Origin of the sequence: Helicobacter saguini (genome assembly GCF_000762875.2) — a bacterium.
In the GTDB taxonomy this organism is placed as follows: domain Bacteria; phylum Campylobacterota; class Campylobacteria; order Campylobacterales; family Helicobacteraceae; genus Helicobacter_A; species Helicobacter_A saguini.
Genome location: NZ_JRMP02000004.1, coordinates 1 through 11,743, shown reverse-complemented (window position 1 = coordinate 11,743; position 11,743 = coordinate 1). Strand labels below are relative to the sequence as shown.

Here is an 11,743-nt window from a genome sequence, read left to right as displayed (position 1 = left end):
AGAATCTATATTCTGTATTTCTAACTTTAAATTGTAAAAATGCGATACTTTTATGTTATTACTAACACATAAATCTTGTAACAACTTTAATCCATCTTTAAACTTACACTATACAAATATTATTTTTTACAAGTTCTATTAATATTTCCGCAAATTTTACTTTCCAAGTTGGATGTAAATGATTTTCAGATTCATCAAAAATAAAAAATCCAAATCTTGTGTTATAAGTGTTACGTATAATGTTTGAATAATGCCAAATTTTTTTTAAATATTTTATCACTTTGTTTTATCTTATGATTTCTTGGATTGGCATATAAAAATTTCTAAATTCCATAATGATTTATAACCTTATAAAAAATATAGAATCTAGATTCTATCATAAAAGATTAAAAGGCGTAGTCGGCGGTGATAAAGGCGTGGGAGCGGTCATCTGTGCGGTTATTTTGTAATAAAATAGTAGAATAGCTAGGATTTATGTAATAGCCGCGTTTTGTCGTATCGCTAAAATATTCAATCTTAACGCCTAAAGTTAGAGCGTTTTTAAATGTGTGGCTTAAAATTAAACCTATGCTAATTTCATCACTGCGGGGCGACTGCGTAAATCGCGCCAAAATCTTCGCACTAGAATTGCCAAAGCTTGTATCAAAATTTTTCACTATAAAAAAGTATTCGCTAAGTGCGTTTTTACTCGTAATATCCGCCTTTGAGCGACCGATGTCATACACAGAAGCAGTCCATTTGTCAATGTAGATAGGATAGCCGCCAAAGCGGGAGTTTGGATGCCCGAAGTTTTTGTAGATACCAAAGGCAGCGCCCCATGATTTATAGAATCCTTCGGCTACAAAATTTAGATTTGTCGCATTTTTCTCACGCACATCGCCATCATAGCGACCGCCGACATATTTGTCATTTATGGTTATAAAATAGCCTTGCAGCTGGAGTTTCATGCCAAAATTATTACCAAAATGCTGTTCGTGAATCACACGCCCACCGATAGCGGTAAAATCGCTTGGATAAAACCACAGATATGGGCGAAGTGTAAGATTAAAGCCACTTTTTACGCCATTTAGATTGCTAATTTGCCCTAGCACAAAGTCGCTCCCAAAGGCGTGTTTGCCAAGATTTGCATCCGCTGTGCCATCATTATTAAAATCCGTTGTGCGTTCGCTATACCAGTCATAAATCCACTGCGCATACGCATACGCGCGCCCAAATGAGCTAAACCACCAAGGTTTTAGGGTAAAAAAATCGCTAAATTTATATGTATAATCGATGTTAAAGCCCTGCGTATAGGCACTTTGCTGGTCCATCCATGACTTATATCGCCCGATTTTTAGCCCTAAACCTTTCCATTTAAAATCAAGGTAAAGATTGTGATTGACATAATTTCGCGCATTGCTAATATTATCGCTTTCATTGCCTAAAAAGCCACTATAATAGCCAACATACCAGTGTCCTAAGCCCCCAGCGGCTGCGGCTTGATTTTTCGTGCTATCATAGACTATGCCGCCAAGCGCGCCACCTATCACAAAATTTAGTGAATCTATTTGCCAAGATTCTATGAAATGCAAAAAATCTAGCTTTATATTTCCTTCGGTATAAATTGACATAAGGCTATCTGTGGGGTATTGATTAGCGGCTATATCGATATTTTGGTCATTAAAACCAAAGCGATTAAAACTACCTACCGCGCCATAGAATGTAAAGAATTTTGGCTTTTGTTTTGCTTTAGATTCTATATTTTTTGGAGCTTCTAGGTCGAGTAAATCTTCTTGTGTAGAATCTTGTATAAATTCGTCTTTAGATTCTGTGTTTTTAGAATCTGCTAGTTTTATAGAATCTTGTTTAGAATCTAGAATCTTAAAATTAGCTTTAGATTCTATAAATTTATTAGAATCCTTGCTAAATGCAAAAGTTTGCGAACAAATAAATATCGCACTTGCAATTAATAAAACATTTTTAGATTCTTTTACATCTTTAGAATCTAGATTCTGTAAATTCTTAGATTCTATAGAATCTTTTTTATTATCCACGTTTTTAGATTCTATATTCCTTAAAATCCTGCTAACATTCAAAAGTTTTTTTATATCTAAGGTTTTGTCAATTTTTAATATTTCTTGTTTGTTTTTGTAGATTTGCATTATTTTTTCCTTTTAGATTCTATAAATTTTACGGCTAAATCAGGGAAATCGCTAAAGATTCCATCCGCACCAGCCTTGTATAAAATAAGCTCTAAGGCTTCATCCACACTTTTCACACCCTTTGGCAAGGCATCAGCGCGAAGCGTATAAGGATGGCAATTTAGTCCATTTTTCAAAGCACTCTTACAATAATCATTTGCCACCGCACGCCCATTTTGTATGCTATAAAGCATATCTAAAGTCGGTCCTACGCCTTGAGCCACCTTTGCAATTTCTGCGAAATTCTTAGAATCTTGCAAGTAACTAAAGTCGTAAGGCAGCCACTTCCCACCCTTAAACTCATAAGTCTCAAGCCAGTCATTATAGCCCACAAGTGCGACTAGCTTTAAGTCCATTTTAAGCTTTGGCAGCAACTCAGTTCGCACACGCACCAAGTCTGGATAATCAAAACTTTGAAAATACACATTGCTATTTTTAGAATCATAGCCATATTTTTTTAGCACTTTTAGCGTCTCTAGGCTTATATCTTTACCATTTTGCTTATGAAACCACGGCGCCTTTGTCTCGACATAAATGCCAACATTGCGACCCAGAGTCTTATTTAGCCCCTGTATAAACTCAATCTCTTCTTCTAATGTATGAAAGCTAAATGTGGATGTGAAAATGGGGAATCTCTGCGGATAAATAGGCACTTTCCTACCATTTTTAATCTCAAAAGGCTCGCTAAATTTTAGGCTTTTTAGCTCATCTAGCGTAAAATCAATCACATAATAATGCCCATCTTGCCGCTTTCTATTTGGGAAAATATCCGCCACATTTGTAAGATTTTCGATATATAAATCATGCACGACAATTAGGCGATTATCCTTGCTTAAGGCGACATCTTGCTCTAGGAAATCAGCGCCCATTTGATAAGCCAAGACCTTAGATTCTAAAGTATGCTCTGGGACATAGCCACTTGCGCCGCGATGGGCGATTGTGACCTTATTTTTGCCGTTAGAATCTAGTGCAGCCGCCTTTAAAAAACTTAAATGCCCACTCAAATAAAGCACCAAAATAAAAAAAGCAGCGACCTGAATAGCGATACTTATAGAATCTCTTTTGCTACGCATAATCTTTCTTAAGGTAATCTTAAGGTTTTTGATAAACAACTTATTCATCTTGTCTCCTTTCAGTGAAAATTTGTAAAGTTAAGCAAAATCTTAAAAAATCTTTGTAAAATCAACTTTATTTAGTTATAAAATTTTTGTAAATATATTTGCATTATTACTCAATCTTGCGACACGCTTTATCGTTACATAGTGGCGGACGTTTTTGCTAGTCTTTGTGTGGTGGCAAGTGGGCGTTTGGTCTCACCTTATAGGGTGGTGGGTGGGCGTCTAGGATATTAAAATTAGATTCTATAAACGTTTAGATTCTAAAAAAATAGATTCTATAAATGTTTAAATTCCATAAAGATTCTATAAAATTAGATTCTATATTTAAAGGAAATTTATGAAAAAAATTTTTGTGTTACTTTTTGTGTGTTTAAGTGCCTTAAGTGCCGATAATGTCGAAGTTTTAAAGAGTTATATCGCTAAAGAATATAAAGCGACTTACCCAGAAATAATTATAGAATCTATTTCGCTAATCACACGAAACACGCTAGATTTACACGCAATAGACATCATAGCAAAGTCAATCACAAGTCCAAAAAATGCTAATGGCTATATGAATCTAAGTTATAAAATTAATAATAAAACTATGCAAGAAAATATAAAATATAGTATTAAAGCAAAAATAAAAGTATTTTATGCAACTGACAATATTGCTCCAAAAAGCAACTTTCGCCCTGTAAATTTCAACGAAAAAATCCAAGATTTTAACATTTTTACAAATCCGCCCGCATCACGTGCCGAGCTACTGCAAAGTAGCGCGAAAGTGTATATTCCCATAAATAGTATGATAACGCAAAATAAAATCACGCGAAAGATTCTAGTGCCAAAAGATTCTAATGTGAAAGTGGTGTTTAAAAGTGGCGGCATTGAAGCAATTTTTAGTGCGAAAGCCCTTGAAAATGGAATGAAAGGCGATATAATAAAGATAGAAAATAATGAAAGCAAACGCGTCATAAACGCCGAAGTAATAGACGAAAACACCGTTAGAATCAAAGACTAGATTCTAACTAATTTCTAGCATCGATAGTGTTTTTTAGCAGGGTGAATGCTATCATTGCCTCTTTTTTTAGGCTTGGGTTTGCTAACATTTGAAGCAGGTCGCTAACGCAAACGCAAGTTGTTTTGGCGTATTCTAGCAGTTTTCCTTGCGCGTTTTTTAACGAAGTGCAGAAAAAATCCTCGCACAAATGCTCGCCAAAAAAGACCGCATACTGCATAGAATCTAGCTCTCTTTTAAGATATTGCGTGCAGATATTTCGCTCATTTTCTAGCTTTTGCGTGCGGATTTTGTAGGTAAAAGTTTGATTTCCCCCCACATCAGCGCACTTAAATCGCGGTAAAATCCACACATTTTTAGAATCTAGCTTAAAAACTTTTTCAATAATATTTATTAGCATTTCATTAGTTTTGTTTTGTGCTAGATTATCTAAATTATAACTTATTATACCTTTTTGTTTTGAAAAAGCTAAGTTTAGCTGGATAGATTCTATGATAAATGCAATTTTTGGAAGTTTAGAATCTTTTTTAGAATCTTGTGAATTTTCATTTACTCCCCCCTTAATCGCAAGAGTGGGGGAAATCGTGGAATCTCGCTTAGATTCCATAGAATCTTTAAACGCAAAATTTGCCTTAGATTCTATAGAATCTAGCGGATAAAACCCGCAAAATCGCTCATTATCACGCACCATTTTTGACAAATCACAAAGCTTACAATGGCTTACTTGAGAAGCCACATCGCTACTAGATTCTAAAGATTGCATAAAAGGCACATTTTGCGAAGTTTTAGAATCTAAATTTGTTTTAGAATCTAAATTGATAGAATCTATAGAATCTTGCACCATAACTTGTAAATTTTGCAAGTTATGATTTTTAGAACTTTTTAGGATTCTCATATTATCCACAAAGCTATCGCCTAGCTCTTTTTTCAAATACAATTCATATAAATTTTGCAACACTTCTAAATCCATTATTTTCCCTTATAAAACTCATAATTATATAGCAAAATTATGCTAAAATTTTAAAGATTCTATAAAAAATCCCCAAAGGTAAGAAATGACAAACCTGCTAGAACTCCAAAATGTAACCCACAGCTTTGATAATGTGCTTTATGAGAATATTTCTTTTAGCCTTAAAAGTGGGGAAAGTCTCGCAATCTTGGGCGTTAGCGGGAGTGGGAAAAGTAGCATCCTTAATCATTTATCTACCCTACTTAAGCCAAAAAATGGGCTTATAAATCTAGCAAATTTCAAAGATATTTACACGCTTAGTGAGCGGGATTTACTGCATTTAAGACGCAATATTTTAGGCATTATTTTTCAGGCGCACTACCTATTTCGCGGCTTTACTTCAAGGGATAACATTCGCATTGCAGAGCTAATTTCAGGGCAGAAAATGGATATGGATATGCTAAAAGATTTTGGCATTGATGGGACGCTAAAGCAGCAAATAGGCGAGCTAAGTGGCGGTCAGCAACAGCGTTTAAGTATCGCTCGTGTGCTAACTAAAAAGCCTAAAATTATCCTAGCAGATGAGCCAACAGGCAATCTTGATAAGGATACAGCGCGTAGCGTTATGCAGTATTTGCTATCTTTTGTGCGTGAAAATAATGCGGCGATGGTGCTTGCCACGCATGATAGCCATTTGGCGAATTTCTGCACGCGTGTAATGCTTTTAGAAGATAAAAAATTGCGTATTATAAAGGAGTGAAGTCATGGAATCTAGCTCTTTAGAATCTAGCTTAAGTGATTGTCAAAATGCAAAAAGTGATTTGAACTTTGAAAATTTGAAAGTTATGAAAAATCTAACTTTTGATAGTAGCGATGGGCTGAAAATTTTTTATGATATTTATGAGCCAAATTTTACAGATTCTATAGAATCTAAAAATGTGATTATCCAAATCGCACATGGAATGGTCGAGCATAAGGAGCGTTACACTTGGCTTTGTAGCAATCTTGCAAATCGTGGCTATATTGTGGGGATTAACGACCATAGGGGGCATGGGAAGAGTGTAGATTCTACACATTTTTGGGGTGAGATGGTCGGGAGTAATTCGTCGTCTCGTATGCAATCTTCGCGGGAGCTTGATTCTCACTTCGTCGATGAACGTTCTAGTTCTATCTCCTCGTTCGAATCTACGCAACCCGCGAATCTTACACACGATACTCGAATTACCACTAAACAATATTCTCAAAACACAAATTCTAAAAGCAAACCTGCTAGGGTGAATCCTGCGGAAGCATCTTTAGGCGATTTTGTGGGTTGTCAAGGCAGCGGCGATGGGAGTTTATTAGACATAAAGACCCAAGCCACCACCGCCGACTCCCGCAAAAGCGTCAAAAAGGCAACGCAGGGAAATGATGGTTTTATGAAGGCTATTGATGATATGTTCTCGCTCACACAGATTCTAAAGCAAAAATACAAAAACAAAAAATTCGTCCTTTTAGGGCATAGCATGGGCTCACTTCTGTCTCGCGGCTATCTTAAAATGTATGGTGAAAACCTTGACGCACTAATACTTTCAGGCTCTCCAGCGAATAATCCATTGTTGAAAGTAGGCATAGCTTTGGCAAAAATGCTAAAGTTCTTAAAATTAGAATCTAAAGGAAAAGAAATTATAAATAATCTATCTTTTGGCGGATTTAATAAGCCTTTTGCTAACCCATCAAAAGATAATATTCACAGCAGCGGACCTTGTGCGTGGATATGTCGTGATAAGGCTATCGTGGATGCTTATTTGGCTGATAAGGCGTGTCAGTTTATCTTTTCGCTGGATAGCTTTATTGCCCTATTTCGCGGCACTTTGTGGGTGCAAACGCCTTTAGATTCTAACTCGGTTTTACAAGATTCTAACCGAGTAAAACCGCCGATTTTAATCCTAAGTGGCGAGAGTGATGCGTGTGGAAACTTTGGCAAGGGCGTAAAAATCATCGCTCAAAACTTTGAATCTTCTGGCTTTAAAGTCACGCTAAAACTCTACCCTAACGCAAGGCATGAAATTTTCAACGAAATAAACAAAGAAGAAATCCTAAACGACTTACTTTTATGGCTAAAAAACAACGGATTATAGAATATTTCATAAATATTTTAATAAAATATAAAATTTTCCACAAAAACTTTTCCAAAACTATTAACAAAATGATAATTTTATGGTTATAATTACATCGTTAGAAAATGAGTATAAAAAATACTCTTTTATATCTAGCATGATAATGAGAAAGATTCTAAAAACAAAACCAAAAAGGAGAGAAAATGGCAAAGAATGACTTAATCGGCGGGGCGTTATGGGACGCCTACTCAAAAAAAGTAAGTGAGCGAATGGACAATCCTACGCACCTTGGCGTATTGACACAAAAGGATGCTGACGCGAAAAACGCAAAGCTAATCGTGGCAGACTATGGCGCTGAATCTTGTGGCGATGCGGTGCGGCTTTACTGGCTTGTGGATGAAAACGATGTGATTATCGATGCGAAGTTTAAGAGTTTTGGCTGTGGGACGGCGATTGCAAGTAGTGATATGATGGTCGAGCTGTGCCTAAATAAAAAGGTGCAAGACGCGGTAAAAATCACAAATATCGATGTGGAAAAAGCCCTACGTGACGAGCCTAACACCCCCGCTGTGCCTGGGCAGAAAATGCACTGCTCTGTTATGGCTTACGATGTGATTAAAAAGGCGGCTGGGCTTTATCTTGGCAAGAATGCGGAGGATTTTGAGGATGAGATTATCGTGTGTGAGTGTGCGCGCGTGAGCCTAAGCACGATTAAGGAAGTAATCAAGCTAAATGATTTAAAAAGCGTGGAAGAAATCACGCAATACACGAAAGCTGGGGCGTTTTGCAAAAGCTGTGTAAGGCCAGGTGGGCATGAGAAACGCGAGTATTACTTGGTGGATATTTTGGCGGATGTGCGTGCTGAAATGGATGCGGCGGCACTTAAGGAAAAGGCGGATAATGCGGCGATTTTGGCGTTTAAAGATATGACTACGGTGCAAAAAGTCAAGCTAATTGATAAGACAATCGATGAGAACATTCGCCCGATGCTAATGATGGATGGCGGCGATATGGAAATCCTTGATATTAAGGATACAAGCGATGGCTTTACTGATGTGTATATTCGCTACATGGGTGCGTGTAATGGCTGTGCGTCCGCGGCGACAGGCACGCTATTTGCGATTGAGAATGTGCTACAAGAACGAATAGATTCTAACATTCGAGTCATGCCGATATGATTTGTAGAATCTAAAGTTATAACCCTCAAAGTCGATATGTTTTGTGCGTGGGACTAACACCTTTATTTCATCTGGTAAGTTTTAGGCTAAATTGATTTTTGCTTACAAAAGGACGTTTAGATTCTATAAATTAGATTCTATAATTTAGTAGATTTTTATTATTTTAAAGCAAAAAAGAAATCTAATTTGCTAGTTTTTTCAAAAGTGAGATTATAGAATCTTTACTTAGTTGCACTTCAAATTTCGCGTTTATATCGCGTTTTTCTAAACTATCGAAAAATATTTTTGCATATTGCATTTTTTGCTTTTCTATGGCAAATAAATCATTTATTTCTTTTCCCTTAGATTCTGTAGAATCTAATATTTCATATCCATAATAATGATATAGAATCTTTAAATAAAAACTATAATTTAGATTCTAATATTTTCTTAAAGGGTAGGATAGAATCTAGTATCAGGGAAATAGTATGAAAATAATTTACATCTTAGGGCTTTTTGGAATCTTAGTTATAGCTAATAAATATGGTATTTACTATCCTACAAGCTATAAAGCGTTTATACCAAAGCAATGGGATAGTGAGTATAAGGAATATGAGAGATTATGTAAAGAAAAGATAGGGAAAGTGGTATATGCAAGACCTATTTTGGATATTAAATCTGTTGATTATCAAACTTTTATGTGGTTTTTACCAAATAAACGGATTATACCGCAGGTTCTTGTCGTTAGTGACTTAATAAGTAAAAAGGTTGTTTATATTAAAATTGTTGGTTTTCACTATGATACATCATGGAGTAGTTTTTATATAGAGTGGTTTATCATGCCCCACACCGAAAAAAACTATATTGGATGTGATATTGAAAATATTGCATCGCATATAAGTCCTATAAAACAGATTATTGGTGAAAATTTTGACGATGAAAAAGGATTTAGCTCGTATGATTGGTATATGTTAAAAATTTTATTTGGAGAAAATAATGAGTAATAATAAAAAATACTCTCTTGGAATCTATGCAAATGATTGGGGGGTTATGATGGGTAGCGAGGGGAATCCTCATGTATTCTTAGGATTAAAGATAGAAAAAGTTAAATGTAATAATATACAAATAAAAACGCAAGAAAATCTATATCAACATTATCTAAAACATAATATGCTAGAACAAGCTAATCAATGTAAAATCAATATGGAACAAATGCAATGTTTTATAAACGAAAAAACACTAGAAGATTTTAAGAATGAATTAAGTGAAAAATATAAATACTATCTTACTTCAAGTAAAGAATTTGAAGCGTGGCAGGATACAACATTAAATCTCAAAGAATCTATAAATAAAAACTTTGATAAGGCTTTAAGAGAAGCTTTTAATAATAATTTTACGTTTCTTAGACAATGCTATGCGGATATTACAGAACCATTTTTTAAGTGGTTGGAAATTATAAAACATGTAAACATGAGTTCAATAAAAAATTTTAATGATTTTCAAGTATTTTTTGATGAATTTGCAGAATCTAAATATAGCAATTTAGATTTTATCGAGGGATTCTTTGGCTTTGGTCCCTATCAAACAAATTTAGTTAATAATTATAAAGAAAATAAATATATGACAGGAGGCAAGGTGTTTCAAAATAATCATTGGAATGATACAGAAATCATTAAAGAAAATAAAAAAACATTAACTAAAATTCAAATAGAGCAATATAAATCATTACTTGTTCCCAGAATACCACAGAATTCAATTGACAAACAATATCTTATATTTAGCAAAGATTTTACCCTCACAACAATGCGACCGCTAAAAACATTTCAAGAATATCAAAGCGAAGTGATTGAGATAAGTAAAAGTGAGTATCAAAAAATTTGTAAAAGTATTCTATTCCAAACCCTTTTATCAAGTGATAGCATAAGAAATAATGCAAAAATCTTTGGTGATAAAAAAATGAATTTAAAAATTATAAGGTTGTAGGTAACTCTTGTGTGGATTTTGTAATGAATAAGCTTCAGCAAATAGGGGCGAGTAGATTTAACAAAGCCACCACTTTTGCTCCATACGAAGTGCATACTCATATAAAAGACAATAAACCAAATTTTTACAATAGGCAAAAAGGAATATACAGACACCCTCTCTCTAAAGGTAATAAAATCTCTTGTCTCTTGCAAGATCTAAACCTCTTCTACCAAAACTACGCTACTTTATGCAAACTAGATTCTACTTGGGAAAGCGAGAAAGGATTAAGGGCTTTTAGTGAATATTATAATTCCATGCTTTATTCCCATCTAATTTATGATGAGAAGCTTAATCGTCTAGGACAAAATAAAATACCATCTATTCCTAGAGATAGCAATATAGAGCATATAGAAAATGATGTAAATATGAGATTAAATGTAGGATTGTGTGTAAAATGCTATTTTCAAGACATATTGCAGTATAATAAAGATTTTCAATGTGATGTTTCATTGCTGTGTATTAAGAAAACAGAGAATGGTAAGTTAAGATTTTTTAAGGCAGATTTTAAAAGCGACTTTATATTTAGTGATTTTGACTTTGCAAGTGATGATATTTTGTTGCTTAAGTCATATCATTTGGCTATGGATATACAGCAGACTATTGTCTTTAGTAAAATACCTCATTACAATGTTTGCACTATTTCTAAAGAAAGTAGGGGTGTATATATACAATCATTTATAGACAAATATATGGGGATAAACGGAAATAATGGAGATTATAGAGATATACTCGCACACAATAAGGAGATAAGAAATGCCTAAACCATTCATTGAAAGAAAGAATAATGTCATGCTTGATGCTAGGGAGCTAGAAAGACAAGGCTACACTAATATGCACTTCCAAGGCATAGAACTAAAAGGTGGTATAGAATCTAGCAAAGAAAATGAAGAATGCTTCTTTTATGGTAAATATGGTGAAGTGTATTATTTACAAGATTCTAAAGATTCTGTCATTGCGAATGCAATGAAGCAATCCAGAAGAGATTCTAACAATAAAGGCCTAAACAAAGAAAATAAAGTTAGCAACATAGATTGCCACGACTTTTTACAAAAGTCTCGCAATGACAAATTAGATTCTAAAGATTCTACACAAACCCTCCAAGTGTTTTTAGATTCTAAGGTTTTAACGATATTAAATTATTCACTTTTAGAATCTAGTTTAAATATCAAGTTAGAATCTAAAAGCAAAGAAGCAAAAAAGATTCTAAGTAAAGAGTTA

The 11,743-nt window shown here is 34.5% G+C and carries 11 protein-coding genes; 8 read left to right on the top strand and 3 right to left on the bottom strand.

Translation table 11 applies throughout. From position 1 onward, the window contains the following. Positions 1-386: 386 nt before the first annotated feature. Together LS64_RS03190 and glpQ are read right to left on the bottom strand one after the other, a co-directional pair. Positions 387-2,141, bottom strand: coding sequence for an outer membrane family protein (locus LS64_RS03190; protein WP_052062681.1), 1,755 nt, complete (start codon positions 2,139-2,141; stop codon positions 387-389). After that, on the bottom strand, positions 2,141-3,301 hold the full coding sequence (gene glpQ, locus LS64_RS03185; protein WP_237416232.1) for a glycerophosphodiester phosphodiesterase: 1,161 nt from the start codon (positions 3,299-3,301) through the stop codon (positions 2,141-2,143). Before glpQ ends, LS64_RS03190 begins: the two co-directional genes overlap by 1 nt. Before the next feature lie 334 nt (positions 3,302-3,635). Between glpQ and flgA the strand changes: the two genes are divergently transcribed. Beyond that, positions 3,636-4,298, top strand: coding sequence for a flagellar basal body P-ring formation chaperone FlgA (gene flgA, locus LS64_RS03180; RefSeq protein ID WP_034573547.1), 663 nt, complete (start codon positions 3,636-3,638; stop codon positions 4,296-4,298). A gap of 7 nt (positions 4,299-4,305) precedes the next feature. Here the strand turns inward: flgA and LS64_RS03175 are convergent, their stop codons facing one another. Beyond that, positions 4,306-5,265 (bottom strand): hypothetical protein, encoded by a 960-nt coding sequence (locus LS64_RS03175; protein WP_034573550.1) that lies wholly within the window; start codon positions 5,263-5,265, stop codon positions 4,306-4,308. 94 nt (positions 5,266-5,359) lie between these two features. Between LS64_RS03175 and LS64_RS03170 the strand changes: the two genes are divergently transcribed. The 7 genes from LS64_RS03170 to LS64_RS12730 form a co-directional block, all read left to right on the top strand. Beyond that, entirely contained in the window at positions 5,360-6,004 is a 645-nt protein-coding gene (locus tag LS64_RS03170; RefSeq protein WP_193554419.1) for an ABC transporter ATP-binding protein, read from the top strand. A gap of 4 nt (positions 6,005-6,008) precedes the next feature. Continuing rightward, a complete protein-coding gene (locus tag LS64_RS03165) occupies positions 6,009-7,364 on the top strand; it encodes an alpha/beta fold hydrolase (protein ID WP_052062682.1) in 1,356 nt (451 codons plus the stop codon). Between the two features lie 182 nt (positions 7,365-7,546). After that, complete coding sequence (locus LS64_RS03160) at positions 7,547-8,521, top strand: iron-sulfur cluster assembly scaffold protein NifU (protein WP_034573557.1); 975 nt, start codon at positions 7,547-7,549, stop codon at positions 8,519-8,521. A gap of 467 nt (positions 8,522-8,988) precedes the next feature. Then, entirely contained in the window at positions 8,989-9,504 is a 516-nt protein-coding gene (locus LS64_RS03155) for a hypothetical protein (RefSeq protein ID WP_052062683.1), read from the top strand. Then, positions 9,497-10,483, top strand: a complete 987-nt coding sequence (locus tag LS64_RS03150) for a hypothetical protein (RefSeq protein WP_034573560.1) — start codon at positions 9,497-9,499, stop codon at positions 10,481-10,483. Before LS64_RS03155 ends, LS64_RS03150 begins: the two co-directional genes overlap by 8 nt. Before the next feature lie 23 nt (positions 10,484-10,506). Then, the gene (locus tag LS64_RS03145; protein ID WP_118949157.1) at positions 10,507-11,286 is read left to right on the top strand and encodes a hypothetical protein; all 780 of its coding nucleotides are present in this window, start codon (positions 10,507-10,509) and stop codon (positions 11,284-11,286) included. After that, on the top strand, positions 11,279-11,743 hold a 465-nt coding region (locus tag LS64_RS12730; RefSeq protein ID WP_138127238.1), incomplete at its 3' end, for a hypothetical protein. The genes LS64_RS03145 and LS64_RS12730, both read left to right, overlap by 8 nt.

What these genes read in the sequence shown, in the direction of transcription:
- LS64_RS03145 (WP_118949157.1), top strand. Translation starts at nt 10,507, where the DNA reads ATGAATAAGCTTCAGCAAATAGGGGCGAGTAGATTTAACAAAGCCACC.
- LS64_RS03160 (WP_034573557.1), top strand. Translation starts at nt 7,547, where the DNA reads ATGGCAAAGAATGACTTAATCGGCGGGGCGTTATGGGACGCCTACTCA.
- LS64_RS03150 (WP_034573560.1), top strand. Translation starts at nt 9,497, where the DNA reads ATGAGTAATAATAAAAAATACTCTCTTGGAATCTATGCAAATGATTGG.
- LS64_RS03190 (WP_052062681.1), bottom strand. Translation starts at nt 2,141, where the DNA reads ATGCAAATCTACAAAAACAAACAAGAAATATTAAAAATTGACAAAACC.
- flgA (WP_034573547.1), top strand. Translation starts at nt 3,636, where the DNA reads ATGAAAAAAATTTTTGTGTTACTTTTTGTGTGTTTAAGTGCCTTAAGT.
- LS64_RS03165 (WP_052062682.1), top strand. Translation starts at nt 6,009, where the DNA reads ATGGAATCTAGCTCTTTAGAATCTAGCTTAAGTGATTGTCAAAATGCA.
- glpQ (WP_237416232.1), bottom strand. Translation starts at nt 3,301, where the DNA reads ATGAATAAGTTGTTTATCAAAAACCTTAAGATTACCTTAAGAAAGATT.
- LS64_RS03155 (WP_052062683.1), top strand. Translation starts at nt 8,989, where the DNA reads ATGAAAATAATTTACATCTTAGGGCTTTTTGGAATCTTAGTTATAGCT.
- LS64_RS03175 (WP_034573550.1), bottom strand. Translation starts at nt 5,265, where the DNA reads ATGGATTTAGAAGTGTTGCAAAATTTATATGAATTGTATTTGAAAAAA.